Raw genomic sequence first — 19,265 nt, forward strand, 5'->3', positions numbered from 1 at the left:
AGAACACGATGACATTACAACAATTTGATCAATATCCATTAAGCGATGATTTAAAACAAGCGCTAAAAGCACTTCACTTCCATACACCTACACCTGTTCAGCACGAGACCTTATCCGTTGCTTTTTCAAAACAGGATCTGATCGTCAAATCTCAAACTGGCAGCGGCAAGACGGCAGCCTATGGTCTGCCGATTTGTGAAATGGTCGATTGGGCTGAAAATAAACCTCAAGCCCTCATCCTCGTTCCAACGCGAGAACTTGCCATGCAGGTCAAACAGGATCTCACAAGTCTTGGACGATTGAAACGAATTAAAGCCGCAGCCATTTATGGAAAAGCCCCTTTTCAAGCTCAAAAAGTAGAGCTTGCACAAAAAAACCACATTGTGTGCGGAACACCGGGACGAGTCTTGGATCACCTTGAGAAAGGTACTCTTTCCTTAGAAAACCTTAAATTTTTTGTATTAGATGAAGCGGATGAAATGCTGAACATGGGTTTTATTGATCAAGTCTCTTCTATTATTCAGTATCTGCCGCCAAAGCGCATGTCAATGCTGTTTTCAGCGACCATGTCTGATGAGATGAAGAAATTAAGTGAACAGTTTTTATATTCACCAAAAGTAATTGAAATTGCACGGGAAGAAACGTCTGTACCACAAATCACTCACACCGTGATTGAAACGGAGGAAGAAGCGAAATTCTCTCTTCTTCAGCGTACGATCGTGATTGAAAACCCAGATAGCTGCATTATTTTCTGTAATACACAGGACCGAGTGAACGAACTCACAATGAAGCTGGATGAATGGGATGTGCCTTGTGACAAAATTCACGGAGGCATGAGGCAGGAAGACCGCTTTGCTGTCATGGATGAATTCAAAAACGGGGAATTCCGTTATTTGATCGCAACCGATATAGCAGCCCGAGGAATTGATGTCAGTGATATGACACATGTCATTCATTACGACCTACCTTATGAAAAAGAACGCTATATTCATCGGACCGGAAGAACTGGCAGAGCGGGTAAAAGCGGGAAAACGATTGCGTTTATGACAAGGCACGGGCAGCAGCTCATTGAAGAATTAAAGCAGGAAGCTGGCATTCATTTTCAGACTCAGCCTTATCCTACAAAAGAAGACGCAGAACAGCATGTAGAAAGCTTTGAAGAAAAGATTGAAACGCCGATTCAAAAGGAAAATAAACAAGCTGGCGTTGAAAAGGATATTATGAAGCTTTATTTTAACGGTGGGAAGAAAAAGAAGCTGCGGGCTGTTGATTTCGTTGGGACCATTGCCAAAATAGAAGGCGTTGCCTTTGATGACATTGGGATTATTACCATTCAAGATACGAAAACATACGTCGATATTTTAAACGGCAAAGGCCCTCTTGTGCTGAACGCCATGCGCCACACAACGATTAAAGGCAAGCAGTTAAAAGTACATGAAGCACGTGCATAAAAAGTGAAGGCTAAGCGCCTTTACTTTTTTTATTTAAAATAAAATAAGCTTACAACCCTTGAACCATCAGCCTTCCCCGCATCCAACATGACAAATGTCATATTGAATACATGATGGGTGCTACTATGAGCATGACACCTTTCCTTCTATACTTTGAAGTAGAAAGAAACGGAAAGGACTTGAACGTTCATGACGACTTCAACAAACACACAGCAGCAAGCCACTTTAAGAAAACAAGTTGGCCAATTCTCTGGTGCTAATTCGAAAAAAAGTATCATTCAACTCTTTAATACATTCATTCCATTTTTGGGGCTTTGGTTTCTTGCCTATTATAGCCTGAACATCTCCTACCTTTTAACCCTCTTCTTTGCGGTGATTGCAGCTGGTTTTTTAGTACGTGTCTTTATTATTTTTCACGACTGCTGCCATCAATCCTTTTTTAAACAGAAGCCGCTGAATCACCTGTTCGGTTTTGTAACGGGCGTACTCACCCTCTTCCCTTATCTTCAATGGCAAAGAGATCATTCAATTCACCATGCCACAAGCAGTAATCTAGATAAACGAGGTACTGGCGACATTTGGCTCCTGACAGTCAAAGAATATCAAGAAGCATCAGCTTGGACGAAATTTCGCTACAGATTTTATCGTAATCCTTTTGTGATGTTTATTTTAGGACCGATCTTTGTTTTTCTCTTAAAAAACCGTTTCAACGTCAAAAATGCTCGTAAAAAAGAGCGCTGGAACACGTATTTCACAAACGTGAGCATCATTGCGCTAGCAACTGCAACGTGTCTTCTTTTTGGCTGGCAGGAGTTCCTGCTTGTCCAAGGTCCAATCTTCCTGATCTCAGGATCAATCGGCGTATGGCTGTTTTATGTGCAGCATACATTTGAAGATTCTTACTTTGAAGCAGATGAACATTGGAATTATGTGCAGGCGGCAGTAGAAGGCAGTTCTTTTTACAAATTGCCAAAGCTTCTTCAATGGTTAACAGGCAATATCGGCTATCACCATGTTCATCATTTAAGTCCGAGGGTACCGAATTATCACTTGGAGCATGCACATGATCATAGTGAGCCGCTTCAAAATGTTCCAACCATCACTTTAAAAACAAGTATCGAATCAATGAAATTTAGACTTTGGGATGAAGAAACGAAAGCATTCGTTACCTTTAAAGAAGCACGGCAATCTAAGAAGATGCCCGCACCTGTCATTAAAGGAGACATTCTGAAGAAAAATGCATAATTGGTGCAAGCTCTTTCTTACTCTAGAAGGAGCTTGTTGCCATTTACAGGATGCAACCGTAAGTTGAATTTGATAAAGTAAGGAAAAGAACGAAAACGGAAAAGGTGGCACACGGATGAAAAAACAGTTTAAAATTCAAAAATTGCATGGGATTTCCCCCTATATATGGGCCATTTTTTTCATCCTGCCCTTCTATTTCATCTTAAAGACGCCTACGACTTTAGGTATTGTCATTGGCATTATTTTGAACGTGGTTTTTTTCGGAGTGTATCGTTTTGCCTTTGTCGCAAAAGGCTGGTCTTTATATGTCTTCGGTCTTTTATTGATTGCGATTTCTACAGGCTATGTGATGCTCTACAGCTATATTTATTTCGCTTTTTGTATCGCCTATTTCAACGGGCATATCAAAAGAAAAGTCCCTTTTTATATCTTATACTATATTCATCTAGGGAGCGCCGCCGTAGCAGTGAACTTTAGCTTGATTTTAAAAAAGGGATGGTTTCTCACACAAATTCCTTTTGTTGTGATCACACTTATTAGTGCCATTCTGCTCCCTCTCAGCATTCGAAGCCGAAAAGAACGTGAACGCCTTGAAGAGAAATTAGAAAATGCCAATGAACGGATCGCCGATCTTGTCAAACTTGAAGAAAGACAGCGCATTGCTCGTGACCTGCATGATACACTTGGACAAAAACTCTCTCTTATTGGTTTAAAGAGTGACCTTGCCCGTAAGCTCGTGTATAAAGATCCTGAACAGGCTCGTGCCGAACTAAAGAGTGTTCAGCAGACAGCTAGAACGTCTCTAAATGAAGTGCGGAAAATTGTTTCTTCCATGAAAGGTATTCGGATCAAAGATGAGATATTGAACATCAAGCAAATCCTTGAAGCCGCCGATATTGACATGATTTATGATGAAAAGGAAGCGCCGAAACACATCTCTCTTCTGAACGAAAACATTGTGAGCATGTGCATCAAAGAAGCCGTAACGAATGTCGTCAAACATAGCGATGCCACTGTCTGTCAAATCACCATTCATCAAAAGTCAAAGGAAGTTGTCATTACAGTTGAGGATAACGGCACATTTAAAGGCGGTGATCCATCCTCTCAAACGAAGGGACATGGCCTTTTAGGGATTAGAGAAAGATTGGAATTTGCAAATGGACGCCTGCACATTGAAACAAAAGACGGGACGAAGCTGATCATGAGTATTCCAAATGATTCAGCAGCGAAAGATAAGGAGGAAATAAAATGATTAACATCTTTATCGCAGAGGATCAGCAAATGCTGCTTGGTGCTCTTGGGTCGCTTCTCGATTTAGAAGACGATATGACCGTTGTTGGAAAAGGGACAAACGGCCAGGACGCCATTGATTTTGCTCAAAAACATCCGGTCGATATTTGTTTAATGGATATTGAAATGCCAGGAAAATCTGGTCTCGATGCCGCTGAAGAACTCAAAAAGTCTGATGTGAAGATCATCATTTTAACAACCTTTGCCCGTTCTGGCTATTTTCAAAGAGCACTGAAAGCTGGCGTTAGCGGCTACATGTTAAAAGACAGCCCAAGCGAAGATTTGGCAAGTGCCATCCGCAACGTGATGAAAGGGAAAAAGGTGTACGCCCCTGAATTAATGGAAGACTTGTACAGCGACGAAAATCCTTTAACTGAACGAGAAAAGTCTGTTCTAGAACTCGTCGCAGACGGAAAAAACACAAAAGAAATCGCCAAGGAACTCAGCATAAAAAGCGGCACTGTCCGAAACTACATATCCGTTATTTTAGATAAACTAGAAGTCAAAAACCGAATTGAAGCCATCACTCGTTCCAAAGAAAAAGGCTGGTTTAAATAAGAAAAAAGATCAGGTCAGACACTGCCTTGATCTTTTTTTCTTTTTATCAGAATTCCTCTATCCACTGCTAAAATATCATTGACAACAAACCTCACTTCTATGGTATGATATCTGAGTGATAATAATTATCATTATCACTCATACAACCAAATACACGGCTGATGTGCCGATTTCAAAGGAGTTTACATTCATGAAGAAAATATTGTTCCCTCTGATGCTCATCTTCGTACTTGCGTTGAGCGCATGTGGCAATAGCAGCAACTCTTCCTCAAATAAAGGAAAGCAATCAACGTCATCGGACACGATTACATATCAATCTGAAAATGGACCTGTGAAGCTGCCAGCAAATCCAAAACGTGTTGTTGTTCTCGCCTCTTATACAGGAAATGTCTTGTCACTTGGTGTGAACCTTGTGGGCGTTGACTCTTGGTCAAAAAAGAATCCACGTTTCAAAAAGAAATTAAAAAATGTGGAAGAAGTATCCGATGAAAATGTAGAAAAAATCATGAAGCTAAAGCCTGATGTCATCATCGGTTTAAGCGGTGCAAAAAATGTAGAAAAACTGAAAAAAATCGCCCCTACTGTTTTATTCACGTATAACAAAGTCGATTACCTTCAGCAGCATATTGAAATTGGAAAAGTCTTAAACAAAGAAAAAGAAGCAAAAGCATGGGTCAAGGATTTCAAACAGCGTGCAGCTGAAGCTGGCAAAGAAATCAAAGCAAAAATCGGTGAAGATGCAACCGTATCTGTCTTTGAGAGCGGCACAAAAGATCTTTACGTCTTTGGAGATGCATGGGGTCGCGGAACAGAAATCCTCTACCAAGCAATGAAACTAAAAATGCCTGAAAAAGTAAAAGAAAAAGCATTAAAAGCTGGTTATTATGCGGTATCACAAGAGGTCATCCCTGAATTTGCAGGAGACTATATGATCATTAGCAAAAACAGCGAGATGGACAATTCCTATCAAAACAGTGAAATCTATAAGTCCATTCCTGCTGTGAAAAAACATCGTGTGTATGAAGCAAATGCGGAAGAGTTTTACTTTAATGACCCACTCACACTTGAATATCAATTATCATTCTTTAAAAAGCACTTTTTAGGTAAATAAACCGAAGCAAGGGATCTCTTCCCTTGCTTTTTTGCTGTCTGCTTCTAGCGGGAGTGCCTGTTTTCCGCTACAATGATGTACAAGTAATTCAAAAAGTGTGGTGCTCGTTTTGTTTAAAATTTTGCTGATTGAGGATGATACAACCCTCTTCCAAGAAATCAAAGAACGTTTAGTCAACTGGTCTTATGATGTGTATGGGATCAACAATTTTCAACAGGTCATGCAGGAGTTCACTTCCATCCAGCCTGATTTAGTCATTATTGATATTCAGCTGCCAAAGTACGATGGATTTCATTGGTGCCGGATGATTCGGCATCATTCTAATGTGCCCATCATCTTTCTTTCCTCTCGTGATCATCCTGCTGATATGGTCATGTCGATGCAGCTTGGAGCTGATGATTTTGTACAAAAGCCCTTTCACTTTGACGTTCTCATCGCCAAAGTAAGTGCTGTTCTTCGCCGAGTCCATGATTATAATGCGGAACCAGCCAACTTAAAAGTCTGGTGCGGCGCTACCCTTGATCTCGAAAATAATACAGTGACAAATGAAAACGGTGAGGTTGAATTAACAAAAAATGAGTTTTTTATTCTCAAAGAATTGATTCAACATAAAAACCATATCGTCAAAAGGGAATCTCTCATCCAAGCTTTATGGGACGATGAACGATTCGTGAGTGACAATACACTCACTGTAAACGTCAACCGCCTTAGAAAAAAACTAGACGAAATCTCCCTTGGCGCCTTCATTGAAACAAAGGTGGGTCAAGGTTATCTTGCAAAAGAAAAGGATGATCAATGATGCTGCAAGCATTTCTAAAAGAACGACGAAGCTGGATCTTGTTCTTTCTTAGTTTGCAGCTTCTCATTCTCTTTGTTGCATATTTGGATACAACGATTCCACTCGCTTCTCTTTTTTATATCGTGCTTTTGTCTACATTACTCTTCATTGTTTTTCTTTTTTTTCGTTATCGGAAAGAAACTGCTTATTACATGCAACTGAAAGAATGGGATGAAAACATAGACCATCAAATACGTCTCAAACCCTCTTCCCCCTTTGAACAAATTGTACAGGAGGCAACGTCAGAGCAAATCGACCGATACCGCCAGATGACGGCTAAGCAAAAGACTGCGCTGGAAGAAGAAAAAGATGAACTGCTCTCATGGATACACGAGGTGAAAACGCCGCTCACGGCGATGCACTTAATGATTGACCGCATAACAGAACAGCCGCTCAAATCAAATATGACATATGAATGGCTTAGAATACATTTACTCCTTGATGCACAGCTGCATCAAAGCAGGATCCAACATATTGAAAATGATTTATTTATTGAAAAACTGGATCTCCAAAACATGCTAACGAAAGAAATCAAAGCGCTCCAATCGTGGTGTATGCAAAAAGGAATTGGCTTTGACCTTTTATTAGAAGAGCGAGACGTATTAAGTGATACAAAATGGTTATCCTTTATGATCAGACAAGTGCTGACAAACGCCGTCAAGTACAGCCAATCATCTGACATTTTCATCGAAAGCAAACAAATGAACGAACAAGTGGTGCTCACCATCACAGATCAAGGCAGAGGAATTGACCCAAGAGACGTGTCCCGTATTTTTGAAAAAGGCTTTACCTCCACAAGACATCACAATGACACGGCCTCCACAGGCATGGGGCTCTATTTAACAAAAAAGGGAGCTGACGCTCTTCATATCACGATCGAGGTCAACTCCACATTAGATCAAGGGACAACTTTCACCTTTATCTTTCCGAAAAAGAATGATTTTGTGCATATTGCGAGCATGTGAACATGCAGTTCAAGAAACCCAATCTCTTCATCCAACGATGCATTGAAGAGATTGGGTTATTTTATACAGCCATATCACGCTACTTCACGGCACATTTCTCCTAGCTGTTTCCTTCTATAAATACTCATTAGCAGCCCGACTGACATCATTTCTAGAAGAATATGAGATCCCCCATAGCTCATAAAAGGCATGGAAACTCCTGATATAGGCAATAATCCAAAGTTTGTGAAAATACTTAAGATAAATTTTGCTGCAAATGTGGTTGCCAAACCAATCATTAACATCTTGCCATAAGCAGATTGAACTCGTTTCGCTGTATGAACTACTCTATAAATCAAAGTCACAAACAACATAAAAACGGCCAATCCTGCGAACCATCCGAATGAATAAATGATATACGTCAACATCCAATCAGTGTGAACATCATACAATGCGTACGGATTTATCTGAAAACCATTTGAGCTAAATTCATGAAGTGAGTATTGGTAAAAGTGGGCCATATCAGCTTGATAAAGAGAAAATAATTGAACAATGAGATAGACAATACCTGCTGCTGCAAACGGAATAAGCTGTCTCATTCTTGCATGAGATACATACATCATCGTTATGCATATGACCATAAAGGTGATGGTTGCAGAAAGAGATCCGACTATATGTAATAAAATAATGGGTAAAGTGACAATCGCTAACCCTAGCCAGGACTTGAAACCATTCTTCCAATTCCAAGATTGGTAAATGCCCGCTAACGAAATAATCATCAGAAATGGAAAAATTTCAGTCAGATTGATCGATCCATTATTTAAGCTTAAAAAGAGAATACCGTTCACTCTTGTCCCAATCATCATTGTAAGAATCAGCATTCCAATCGTTCCTATATATAAATGCCATGAATAGGGTAAAAAGCGCCGATAATCAAAAGCAAACAGCCCAAACATCAACGCAAGACCAAATACATAGTAAATGAGACTTTTATAAAAGATATTCGTGTCTTGAAAATGAAGTAAATGAGAATGAAACTGAAAATAATACATCACAAACAGCCCAAATGAACAAGTAGCTAGTACAAGAAGTATCGTTTTAAAGTCCACTTGAGTTTTGTGTGTTTCATGGAGCTGCATTCCGAGTATGGCTGCATCTCCAATTTGATCGAGCGCTTGATTTACCGCCTCTTCTTCTGACATGCCCGCACTGACCGCTTCCTCTTTCAGTGTGTATAAATGATCACGAAGCTCAAGCTTTATACTTGCATGTACGTCTTTATTTTTGATTCGTTTACACACATTTTTGATATATTGTTCAAATTTTTTCTCTAGTCCCATACGACTTTCTCCCCATTCAAAACGCCATCTACTGCATCTTTGAAGACATTCCATTCTTCTTTCTTTTCTTTCATAAACGCTTTGCCCTGTTCATTAATCTTGTAATACTTCCTTTTTCGATTGCCATTCCCTTCGCCCCAGTAAGACACAATGAATCCTTTCCCCTCCAAAGTGTGCAAAATAGGATAAATGGTTCCCTCTTTGAAGCTAAAAATCCCTTCGGATTTCGACTCTAATTGCTTAATCATTTCATATCCATACATTGGTTTTTCACTTAACAAGCTTAAAATAAGGGTAGCAGTACTCCCCTTTAGAAGCTCTTTACTCACTTTCATCCATTGTCACCTCTAATACATAGATTTACTATGCATATATTTGATATGCATATCTTACATGAAATCACATACTCTGTAAAGGTTCATCAGAAAAAAACAAGAAATTTGATACATCATCGCGAAAAACAGATAAAATAATTGAATAACAATCTGAATTCTACATAAGGCTTTGACATATAAAACAAGCATGTGACAACAATGTCACATGCACGTCTGTTTTGTTCGCCAAATCGCAGGAAGTCTGGTCAGCTTCTTTTTATACTAGAGATATCAATTAAATAAAAAAGGGGTTCGACAGATGAACATTTTAGAAGCTCGCAAGTTATATAAAAGCTATGGAAATAAATTCAATAAACAAGAGGTGCTGAAAGGCATTGATTTGACGATAGAAGCTGGAGAATTTGTCAGCATCATGGGGCCATCAGGCTCGGGGAAAACGACCCTTTTGAACGTATTGTCATCGATTGATCATGTGTCCAGCGGATCGATTCGGATCGCAGATGCAGAAATGACGCAAATGAAAGATCAGCAGCTCGCTGAATTTAGAAAGAAACAGCTTGGCTTTGTTTTTCAGGATTATAACTTACTTGATACACTCACGGTTAAAGAGAACATCCTCTTGCCATTATCCATCTCCAAAACGCCTAAAAAAGAAGCTTTTGAACGCTTTCAACAGCTTGCAGAGGATATGGGGATTTATGAACTAAGAGACAAATATCCAAATGAACTGTCTGGTGGACAAAAGCAACGGACATCTGCGGTACGTGCCTTTATTCACGAACCAAGCCTTATTTTTGCCGATGAACCAACCGGAGCACTTGATTCCAAATCTGCGTCTGACTTACTGAACAAGCTGCAAGAATTCAATCACAAGCGCAAAGCAACCATTGTCATGGTGACGCATGACCCTGTTGCAGCCAGTTATTCAAGACGAGTGATTTTTATCAAAGATGGACAGATCTATACACAATTGAATAAAGGCGCACTAGAGAGAAAGATGTTTTTCGAGGATATTATGAAAACGCAAGGTGTTTTAGGCGGTGTGAAGCATGAACATTAATCAGCTCGTCTTCCGCAATCTGAAGAAAAACTTAAAAAATTACTATTTATACGTGTTTGCACTTGTATTTAGTGTGGCGCTCTATTTTTCCTTTGTCACCTTGCAGTATTCACCAGCACTTGATGATGTGAAAGGGTCTATTAAAGGCGGTGCATCCATTAAAGCCGCTTCTATTCTGCTGATCGCCATCGTCGGCATCTTCCTTTTATATGCAAATAGCATTTTCATCAAACGTAGAGGAAAAGAAATCGGTCTCTTGCAGCTCATTGGAATGACGAAACAAAAAATTTCCAAGCTGCTCCATGCAGAAAATTTTATCCTCTATATGATTTCGATGGCTATTGGAATATTGGCCGGATTTATCGGTTCAAAGCTGATGCTGATGGTTCTATTTAAAGTGACAGGTGTTCATGCAATTGCCAATCTTCATTTTTCTGGCACGGCTCTTCTGCAAACAATCATCGTGTTTCTCTTGATTTATGTTGTCATCATGCTAAGAAATAGACGTTTTATTCAAAAGCAAACGATCTTAGCTTTGTTTAGAACAACCTCTTCTACAGAGCAGCGTATTAAAAAAATCTCTGTCTTTGAAATCATCATCGGGGTTCTAGGCATTGCCTTTATCAGCTCAGGCTATTACATTTCTTCTCAGCTTTTTAGTGGCTCATACACATCGATGTTTTCGTTATCTTTAGCCATGATCTATATTTTAGCTTCTGTCATTATTGGTACTTTCCTGTTCTATAAAGGCTCTGTTTCATTTATTGCCAATATCGTACGAAAAAGAAAAAATGGCTATCTTGCCATTCATGAAGTCTTGTCTTTATCGTCGATCATGTTCCGTTTAAAATCAAATGCATTGCTGTTAACGATTATTACTACCGTATCTGCACTTGCCATCGGTTTGTTATCACTCAGCTATATCTCCTACTACTCAGCAGAAAAAACAGCTGAACAGCAAATTCCAGCACATTTTGTCATGGGATCAGAGAAAGATGCTGGCACATTCACTCGCGCACTTTCTGATCAGCATATTGCCTATGAGAAAAAGCAGTTCGAGGTCATTCAAGCCGATTTTGATGCAAATCAGATCATGGATACAAAGTTAAGCAGTGTGAATAAAGCTCCAGGAGTTCTGACACTACCTGTAATCAGCGAGAAAAACGTACCAAATATTCATGTGGAGAACAACGAAGTCATGCTAAGCGGCTACAATGATTTATTGAAAAAATTCATGCCGATTAAAAGCTCTGGTGATGTGAAACTTTTAATAAAAAAACCAATTGATTTAAAAGTAATTGATATGAAAAAGGATCATTTAATCTCTTACCAGTTTACTTTTGGCGGCCTACCTGTTGCTGTCGTCAGTCAAAACGTCTTTGAGCAGCTTGATCAAAACAAAGACCCTAAGCTGCAGCGTGAGAATAACCAATATATTGCGATCAATATAAAAGATGAAGGAAAAGTTGAACAAGCCAATGACGTCTTTATGTCTGCGAAATTGAGTGATGAAAGTATGTCTAGATTTGCTACCACTCAGCAGCAAAAACAAACCATCGGACTGATGATGTTTGTAGTTGGATTTTTAGGCCTCAGCTTCCTTGTGACATCAGGCTGTATTTTATACTTCAAACAGATGAATGAGAGCGAAGAGGAACAAAGCTCATACACGATTCTGCGTAAGCTTGGTTTTACGGAGACAGATCTCTTAAAAGGCATTCGGCTCAAACAGCTTTTCAACTTTGGCATTCCGCTTCTCGTCGGGCTCTTGCACAGCTACTTTGCTGTACAATCTGGCTGGTTTTTATTTGGCAGCGAACTGTGGACACCTATGCTGATTGTCATGGCGATTTATACCGTTTTATACTCCGTCTTCGGATTCCTATCTGTCCAATATTATAAAAAAGTCATTAAAGAATCGTTGTAAAGTATTCCCCATAGGCAGTGGCCTATGGGGATATTGCACGTCATTTTGTTGATTCAAACTGATGCGATAAAATATGATCTCTTGCCGCATAAGCTTTTTGTTTGATCTCTTCTACGTTCACTCCAACTAGCTTCCCATTTTGTTTCACTGCTTTTCCAGCCACATAGACAGAATCAACATTTGAAGGGTGTGCCGTTTGCACAACTGCCCCAGCTGGATCTGTCATCGGAAGAAGATTCATGCTTGTCCGATCGATCAAGATAAAATCAGCTTCTTTTCCAGGTGTGAGTGAGCCGATTTTGTCATCAAGCTTCAAGGCACGAGCCCCGTTTATTGTGGCTGCTTCAAGCATTTGCTGTGCAGACAATCCAAGTTCAGGTCCTGGCATCGTCCCTTCCATCAATAAAGATTGATTTTGAATCGCCCGCTCCGCCTGTAGTCCGAATTTCATTTGGGTAAATAAATCTCCGCCTGTCGCTGTCACCACATCTACACCAAGCGTTGGCAGAACGCCATTTTCAATGGCGAGCCCTGTGACAGGATATCCGTGTCCCATCATCATTTCAATCTCAGGTGTAATTGAGATAGAGCTTCCGCTGTCAGCTAACATCTTCATTTGATCTGCATCAATTGCATTGATATGCACCATATTCAAATCAGGCCCGAGCAGCCCTGCTTGATGAAGCCGCTCAATCGATCGATCCGCCGCTCCCCAATTTCCAAAGCCAATGTGCATACTGCATAATGCATCTAGTGATCTCGCTGTTTCAATTTCAAAGACGGTCGTCTCCCATGAAGAAAATTCAGGTCCACGAATGGCAAGTCCCATCGTCAACAGCTGATCCGATGATTGAAAATGTTTTTGTTTCACGCGGGCTGCGTCTTCCATATTCGTGAGCGTACTCTCTCTGTCCCAATACGCTGCATCTCCAGAGGTACCAAAACCAAAGACCGCTCGAATACCCGCATCTTTTAAACCTCCAATGAGTTCTTCTGTATGATCCATAGAATTGATCATCGTCCAGTCGAAAAACGTGGTTACTCCTGCATCTAATGCCTCTAATGCGCCTAAATAATTAGCAATTCGATCATCTGATGGACGTCTCATCGCCCCATAGTTGCCATAATAAATTTTGCTCAAATACGTTTGCAAAGACCAATCTGTTCCGATTCCCCGTATGACAGACTGCCACACATGACGATGGGTATCCACAAGCCCTGGCATGATGACCATGTCAGACGCATCAACAACATCAGCACCGCTTACTTCAATCGAAGGTCCGACTTCTAAAATATGTGCCCCTTCAATTAATAGATCTCCCTTCTCCAGAAAACCTAAAGATGGATCAAGTGTGATAAGAGCCGCATCTTTAAACAATGTTTTCTTCATCCATATCCCCCTTTTCAAATAAAGAGAATGAGTCACTCACTCTCTCTGTCATTTTAAGACATAACAGGTTCAAATTAGAAGAAAAGTGACTCAAGGAATGTGGTTTTATGAGCTGATATTCCGAAAATAGTTGTATATCCGTTTTAATTTCACGTCATGCTTCCCTTTCGGACTTTCCATCATGCCAAATTCAAAGAACTTCACCGGTTTAATCCCGACATATTGTAAAAGAGCTCGTTTCATTAACACCTTGTGGGCATTTTGCAAAAAGAAGAAAGGGTAGTGGGTCGGTCCTTGCATTGTCGATACACATACAGCCCTCTTTCCTTTTAACAAGCCTTCTGGAAGCAGCCCGCCTGTTTGACGGTAAGCAAAATTCGCTGCAAACATGCGATCAATAAAACCAAGTAGCATGGCTGGCGGCCGCCCCCACCAAATCGGATAAACAAACACGATGTTGTCTGCCCATTTGATTTTCTCTTGATATTCTTGAATCTCAGGGTCCTTATGCATATCACGTCTTTTTTTCTCTTCATTAAAAATAAGTACAGGGTCAAATTTGTCTTGGTATAAATCTATGATTCTCACTTCTTGAACGTTTGGATTTTCTTCACTGCCCTTTAGGATTTCTTTTAAAAAAGCACCATTTAAACTATTGTGATGGGGGTGAGTATAAATAATGAGTACATTCATGGCTTGGCTCCTTTAGTTATCATTTGATAATAAAAAGCATACACCCCTCTCATTTAGTTGTCAAATGATAATTGTTTTTCGATAACAAATTTGGTATGGTACGTAGGAGGTGAAAAATGATGAAAAACCCCCATTTTTTCAAAGAGTTTGTCACATTTGCTTCTACTTTTTCTGAGCTGAAACATGCTATGATGAGCAAGATCAAACCATCTGATCTAACCACTCTACAATATTTGATTCTGGAGCAGTTAGCCGTCAGTGAGCCGCTAACACCTAGTGAAATCGCCGATTGTCAGCACATGTCTCTTCCGAATGTCAGCAGAGAATTGAAAAAGCTTCACGAAAAACAATTCATTGATAGACAAGAAGATAAAGATGACAAGCGAAAACATGTCATTATGCTATCTAAAAAAGGCCGTGCGTGTATGGACAAAGCATTTCAACAAATTGAATCCATGCTCATGGACAGCCTTTCTTCCTCTGACCAAAATCAAATGGATGATATCGTACAAGCTCTCCGTCTATTAAATCAAACCATCTTCAAAAAATGATCGAATGAAAAAAGCATGAGCGTATCGCTCATGCAAATGATTTTTGAACACATTAGTAAAGAGATGCTAAAAGATACGTGATGAAACCTACTATTGGAATAATCGGGATCATCAGCTTCAATGTTTTATTCGTATTCTTATATAAATTCCACAACAAGACTGGTACACAAAACGTCAATGTATCAAAGACAGCAAGCACTGCCCCTTTACGCTGTTCTTTATGAGCCATTTGAAAACCTCCACATCCAATAAAATACATTTTTATAGTGTAGCATACATTCTATTTTGATCATTTCCTCCAGGTAATTGAATCGTCAGCAGGTCTGATAAAAATGAACAGGATGTAACTGAAGCTTCTCCCGAGATAGTAGACAATAAAAAAGCGCCAGATGTTTTCCATCCAACGCTTTTTCCCATGACATGTTCAGCACTCATTTTCATGCATCACGTCTCTTTTGCTCTATGTATCCTTTATCCAATAAGCTGATAGGCGATATATAACGCAACTAGCCAGATCATGACCGCAGAGGCTTTATTGATCCGGTTCATCCACTTGCCGTTTGTATCTAGCTTTCCTAACATTTTTCCGAGAAAGGCAAGACCCATAAACCATAACCACGAGACAATGATACAGGCTGCGGTAAATGCCACCTTTTCCGCCCCATGATATTGAAGAGAGTTCGTTCCTATCACTCCTATTGTATCGAGAATCGCGTGAGGATTTAAAAGTGAGACGGAACAAGCAAATATGATTTGTTTTCTCACAGGCATCAGGTCTATCTTTTCTTGATTACCTGTTGCGGAGCTCGTGTTCCAAACTGACCACCCCATATAAAGTAAAAAGAAAAATCCAATGATAAAAAGACCCATTTGCAAGATAGGAATGGTGAGTACAACAACCGAAACCCCAATGACAGCTAAAGTAATTAAAAGTGTGTCGCAGAGAGCAGCTGTAATGACCACAGGCAGTACACGATATAATCGCGGCTGAAGGGCTCCTTGCTGAAATACAAATACATTTTGTGCGCCCAAAGGTAAAATAAGACCAAAGGCAAGCACAATCCCATGAATTATCGCAATCGACATTTTCAGAACATTCTCCTTTTCAAGTCATCCTTACACATTTTAACATAAAACATCATGAACGAATTTTACATATTTGATTTGTCCAATAAAAAAAGCGCTGGATGATTTTCCATCCAGACGCTTATTGTTTCTACTGTTATGATGATTTTCGTGCAAGCTCTCTTTCTCTCAGCTCGACACGTCGAATTTTCGCTGACGGAGTTTTTGGTAGCTCGTCAATGAATTCGATTTCTCTTGGATATTTGTACGGTGCTGTTGTATTTTTCACGTGTGTTTGCAGCTCTTTAATCAGCTCATCGCTTTGTGCAGATGCATCACGCAGGACGACGTATGCTTTCACGATTGATCCTCTGATTTCATCTGGACTTGCCACAACCGCACATTCTTTCACTGCTGGGTGTTTAATCAGCGCATCTTCGACTTCAAATGGACCAATTGTATAACCTGAGCTGACAATGATGTCATCCCTGCGGCTTTCAAACCAAAAATACCCGTCCTCATCTTTTTTCGCACGGTCACCGGTAATAAAGTAATCCCCGCGGCGCTGCGCCTTTGTACGCTCTGCATCTTTGTAGTATTCCTTGAATAAAGCCGGCGTTTCAAGATGAACGGCAATGTCACCTATTTCTCCTGGAGCACAGATCTGGCCATTCTCATCAATGATCTCTACTTCATTGCCAGGTGTTGGTTTGCCCATGCTGCCTGGCTTGATGTCCATTCCTTTCAGCACCCCGACTAGCAGCGTGCTTTCTGTTTGCCCGTAACCATCTCGCACTTCGATATCGAAATGCTTTTTGAACGTATCGATAACTTCACGGTTGAGCGGCTCTCCCGCAGAAACAGCACTATGCAATGTTGGTAGCTCGTACTGACTGAGGTCATCCACTTTTGCCATAAATCGATATTCTGTTGGTGTACAGCATAGAACATTGATTTCATTTTTTTGAAGCAGCTCTAAGTACGTATTCGGATTAAATTTACCTCCATAAACAAAACCTTCTGCTCCGCTTCCTAAAACAGATAAGAGAGGACTCCACACCCATTTTTGCCAGCCTGGTCCTGCTGTTGCCCATACTTTATCCCCTTCATTAATGGAGAGCCATGCTTTGGCCGCAGTACGTAAATGTGCATACGCCCAGCCATGTGTATGAACAACCCCTTTTGGGTTACCTGTTGTGCCTGATGTATAAGAGAGAAACGCCATGTCTGTACGTGTTGTGTCTGCCAATTTCAACTCGCTTGACTGCTCTTCCTTTTGCGCAACAATGTTTGTCCAGCCATGATCATTCTCACCAATCGAGAATGTTTTGAAATCTTTTGGCTGGTTGGTTCCTTCAAACGATTGAATGAATGATGCGTAAACAATCGCTCCTTTTGCTTCTGCATGCTCAATTCGGTAATCTATATCTTTAGCGCGAAGCATTTCTGAACAAGGAATCACAACCATTCCTGTTTTTAAAATGGCTAAATAAATGCTGTATGCCTCTAGCATACGAGGCACCATCACAATGATTTTATCGCCTTTTTTAAAGCCTGCATTTAATAGAACATGACCAATTTTATTCGCCTCTTCCACTAATGCTGCATATGTCACATGCGCTTCATGGCCATTACCGTCCTGCCAGTGCAGGGCGATTTTCTCCTGGTCATGACTGAACGCTTCAATCTCACTGACTAAGTTATATTGTTCTGGTGCAATTAAGTCTTCTCTTTTCATGGTACAGCTCCTTTTAGCCTCTTTCTATGAAACGAATCATGTTTCAATTTACCTATTCTAACACTCATAACTGAAAAATGCTTGAATTAGGACCTACTCCTAGTATTATGCCATAATTTTTTCATTTCGTCTTCTTTTTTAAAAATATTCTAACAATTTATGTACAAAAAAAGAGCGGGAATGAACCCGCTCATAAGCCATAGCTTTTTAATTGTGTGTCTTAGAAAGATCCGCCACCCATATGTTGTTGAGCGTAAGATACAAGACGCTTAGTGATTTCTCCACCAACTGATCCGTTAGCGCGAGCTGTTGTTTCTGGTCCAAGGTTTACGCCAAATTCTGAAGCGATTTCGTACTTCATTTGGTCGATCGCTTGTGCAGCGCCTGGAACGACTAATTGATTAGAACTGCTTTGTCTGTTTTGTTGAGCCATGTGTTCTCACCTCCTTGTGAATATAGAATGTGTAGAAACACATGACTTCATGCGATTGATTTTATGGTAATTATTATGAAATTTTTTATTTAGAATAAATCAGCGAATTTGTCAGCTGCTTTCTTTTCATTTGTGACAACGATTGTTTCGATCTGCTCCACTGCCTCGTCAAGCATTGGCTCGAATTCAGCAAAGCTTTCGTAGCGTTCTACTTTTTCAAGCTTTGGTTTTGTTTTTGGAGATGGCGGCGTAAAGATCGTGCAACAATCCTCAAATGGCTGAATGCTTGTCTCATATGTGCCAATTCTTCTCGCTTCTTCGATAATGTCATTCTTATCCACGGCAATTAGCGGGCGAATGATCGGTGTGTTTGTGACATGATTAATGGCATACATGCTTTCAAGTGTCTGACTTGCCACTTGACCAAGGCTTTCACCTGTAATAATGGCAAGCGCATCACGCTTGGCTCTTATTTTATCTGCAATTTTGAGCATCATTCTTCTCGTTGAAGTCATCGTATAGTTTTCTGGTACTTGTTTGTGAATGAGCTCTTGGATTTTTGTAAAAGGAACGATGTGAAGCTTGACTTCGCCTCCATAGGCAGCTAAGCATTCCGCTAGATCAATGACCTTTTGCTTGGCACGTTCACTTGTATAAGGTGGGCTAAAGAAATGAACAGCTTCAATTTGAATGCCTCGCTTCATTGCCTGATAGCCGGCCACTGGGCTGTCAAAGCCGCCAGAGAGCATCAGCATCGCTCTTCCGCTTGAACCCACTGGCAGTCCGCCTGCACCTTTTACATCTTTAAATGTAATGTACGTCGCATGTTCTCTTATTTCAATTCGCAAGTGAACATCTGGCTGTTTCACATTAACGGTTAAGTTGTCTGTATTCCTTAGAACATGTCCACCAATTTCTCGGTTCATTTCATTTGAATCAAGCTCAAATTGTTTATAAGAGCGTTTCGTTGAGACCTTAAATGTATTTCCTTGTTCATACACTTCCTGAACCGCTGAGAGTGCCGCTTCTTTGATGGCATCAAGATTTGTCTCACATTTTACAGCCAGGCTAAAGCTTTGAATGCCAAATACACCTTTAAGCTGTTCTGAAATCGGTTCAGGGTCTTCTCCGTTTAGCATGATCGTAATGCGGTCTCTATCAGATGCATACTTTAATGCTTCAAAGTCTTTTAATACAAACCGGATATGCTGTCTTAGTTTTTCGATAAATTTCTTTCTATTTTTCCCTTTTGTTGAAATCTCACCAAAACGGACTAAAATATGGTCATACTTCATG

At 40.2% G+C, this 19,265-nt stretch carries 20 protein-coding genes; 10 read left to right on the forward strand and 10 right to left on the reverse strand.

The annotated features are described in order from the left end of the window. The first annotated feature begins 8 nt into the window (after window positions 1–8). From MHH31_RS13345 to MHH31_RS13375, 7 genes are all read left to right on the forward strand, one after another. Window positions 9–1,451, forward strand: coding sequence for a DEAD/DEAH box helicase (locus MHH31_RS13345; RefSeq protein WP_342494880.1), 1,443 nt, complete (start codon window positions 9–11; stop codon window positions 1,449–1,451). A 189-nt stretch (window positions 1,452–1,640) separates the two neighbouring features. Then, window positions 1,641–2,696: a fatty acid desaturase gene (locus MHH31_RS13350; RefSeq protein WP_007501745.1), complete on the forward strand. Its 1,056-nt coding sequence runs from the start codon at window positions 1,641–1,643 to the stop codon at window positions 2,694–2,696. A 115-nt stretch (window positions 2,697–2,811) separates the two neighbouring features. Next, window positions 2,812–3,948, forward strand: coding sequence for a sensor histidine kinase (locus MHH31_RS13355; RefSeq protein WP_024718676.1), 1,137 nt, complete (start codon window positions 2,812–2,814; stop codon window positions 3,946–3,948). Beyond that, entirely contained in the window at window positions 3,945–4,544 is a 600-nt protein-coding gene (locus MHH31_RS13360) for a response regulator transcription factor (protein ID WP_342494881.1), read from the forward strand. The genes MHH31_RS13355 and MHH31_RS13360 overlap by 4 nt, the downstream gene beginning before the upstream one ends. A 190-nt stretch (window positions 4,545–4,734) precedes the next feature. After that, a complete protein-coding gene (locus tag MHH31_RS13365; protein ID WP_025207786.1) occupies window positions 4,735–5,655 on the forward strand; it encodes an iron-hydroxamate ABC transporter substrate-binding protein in 921 nt (306 codons plus the stop codon). Window positions 5,656–5,764: 109 nt separating this feature from the next. Next, the gene (locus tag MHH31_RS13370) at window positions 5,765–6,454 is read left to right on the forward strand and encodes a response regulator transcription factor (protein ID WP_047945292.1); all 690 of its coding nucleotides are present in this window, start codon (window positions 5,765–5,767) and stop codon (window positions 6,452–6,454) included. After that, window positions 6,454–7,458 (forward strand): sensor histidine kinase, encoded by a 1,005-nt coding sequence (locus tag MHH31_RS13375; protein WP_342494882.1) that lies wholly within the window; start codon window positions 6,454–6,456, stop codon window positions 7,456–7,458. The genes MHH31_RS13370 and MHH31_RS13375 overlap by 1 nt, the downstream gene beginning before the upstream one ends. Window positions 7,459–7,532: 74 nt before the next feature. Here MHH31_RS13375 and MHH31_RS13380 read toward each other — a convergent pair whose 3' ends face one another. Together MHH31_RS13380 and MHH31_RS13385 are read right to left on the reverse strand one after the other, a co-directional pair. Then, the gene (locus MHH31_RS13380) at window positions 7,533–8,777 is read right to left on the reverse strand and encodes an FtsW/RodA/SpoVE family cell cycle protein (RefSeq protein WP_342494883.1); all 1,245 of its coding nucleotides are present in this window, start codon (window positions 8,775–8,777) and stop codon (window positions 7,533–7,535) included. Then, on the reverse strand, window positions 8,768–9,112 hold the full coding sequence (locus tag MHH31_RS13385) for a PadR family transcriptional regulator (RefSeq protein WP_045034159.1): 345 nt from the start codon (window positions 9,110–9,112) through the stop codon (window positions 8,768–8,770). The genes MHH31_RS13380 and MHH31_RS13385 overlap by 10 nt, the downstream gene beginning before the upstream one ends. A 298-nt stretch (window positions 9,113–9,410) precedes the next feature. Between MHH31_RS13385 and MHH31_RS13390 the strand changes: the two genes are divergently transcribed. Both MHH31_RS13390 and MHH31_RS13395 read left to right on the forward strand, forming a co-directional pair. Then, window positions 9,411–10,172 (forward strand): ABC transporter ATP-binding protein, encoded by a 762-nt coding sequence (locus MHH31_RS13390; protein ID WP_007501759.1) that lies wholly within the window; start codon window positions 9,411–9,413, stop codon window positions 10,170–10,172. Further along, entirely contained in the window at window positions 10,162–12,099 is a 1,938-nt protein-coding gene (locus tag MHH31_RS13395) for an ABC transporter permease (protein ID WP_342494884.1), read from the forward strand. Before MHH31_RS13390 ends, MHH31_RS13395 begins: the two co-directional genes overlap by 11 nt. A 40-nt stretch (window positions 12,100–12,139) precedes the next feature. Here the strand turns inward: MHH31_RS13395 and MHH31_RS13400 are convergent, their stop codons facing one another. Both MHH31_RS13400 and MHH31_RS13405 read right to left on the reverse strand, forming a co-directional pair. Continuing rightward, on the reverse strand, window positions 12,140–13,489 hold the full coding sequence (locus MHH31_RS13400) for an amidohydrolase family protein (RefSeq protein WP_025207791.1): 1,350 nt from the start codon (window positions 13,487–13,489) through the stop codon (window positions 12,140–12,142). Window positions 13,490–13,594: 105 nt separating this feature from the next. After that, entirely contained in the window at window positions 13,595–14,182 is a 588-nt protein-coding gene (locus MHH31_RS13405; RefSeq protein ID WP_342461896.1) for an NAD(P)H-dependent oxidoreductase, read from the reverse strand. A gap of 116 nt (window positions 14,183–14,298) precedes the next feature. Here MHH31_RS13405 and MHH31_RS13410 point away from each other — a divergent pair, with 116 nt between their 5' ends. Next, a complete protein-coding gene (locus MHH31_RS13410) occupies window positions 14,299–14,733 on the forward strand; it encodes a MarR family transcriptional regulator (protein ID WP_226650678.1) in 435 nt (144 codons plus the stop codon). 52 nt (window positions 14,734–14,785) lie between these two features. Here MHH31_RS13410 and MHH31_RS13415 read toward each other — a convergent pair whose 3' ends face one another. From MHH31_RS13415 to thiI, 6 genes are all read right to left on the reverse strand, one after another. Further along, window positions 14,786–14,962 (reverse strand): hypothetical protein, encoded by a 177-nt coding sequence (locus MHH31_RS13415; protein WP_342494885.1) that lies wholly within the window; start codon window positions 14,960–14,962, stop codon window positions 14,786–14,788. A gap of 32 nt (window positions 14,963–14,994) precedes the next feature. Beyond that, window positions 14,995–15,174, reverse strand: a complete 180-nt coding sequence (locus tag MHH31_RS13420) for a hypothetical protein (RefSeq protein ID WP_342494886.1) — start codon at window positions 15,172–15,174, stop codon at window positions 14,995–14,997. 30 nt (window positions 15,175–15,204) lie between these two features. Then, entirely contained in the window at window positions 15,205–15,819 is a 615-nt protein-coding gene (locus MHH31_RS13425) for a LysE/ArgO family amino acid transporter (RefSeq protein WP_342494887.1), read from the reverse strand. 136 nt (window positions 15,820–15,955) lie between these two features. After that, the gene (locus tag MHH31_RS13430; RefSeq protein ID WP_047945286.1) at window positions 15,956–17,536 is read right to left on the reverse strand and encodes an acyl--CoA ligase; all 1,581 of its coding nucleotides are present in this window, start codon (window positions 17,534–17,536) and stop codon (window positions 15,956–15,958) included. A gap of 220 nt (window positions 17,537–17,756) precedes the next feature. Then, window positions 17,757–17,969, reverse strand: coding sequence for an alpha/beta-type small acid-soluble spore protein (locus tag MHH31_RS13435; RefSeq protein WP_003216385.1), 213 nt, complete (start codon window positions 17,967–17,969; stop codon window positions 17,757–17,759). Window positions 17,970–18,058: 89 nt separating this feature from the next. Further along, window positions 18,059–19,264: a tRNA uracil 4-sulfurtransferase ThiI gene (gene thiI, locus MHH31_RS13440; RefSeq protein ID WP_007501769.1), complete on the reverse strand. Its 1,206-nt coding sequence runs from the start codon at window positions 19,262–19,264 to the stop codon at window positions 18,059–18,061. Window position 19,265 lies beyond the last annotated feature (1 nt).

Origin of the sequence: Bacillus sp. FSL K6-1033, assembly GCF_038630765.1 — a bacterium.
Classification (GTDB): Bacteria; Bacillota; Bacilli; order Bacillales; family Bacillaceae; genus Bacillus; species Bacillus altitudinis.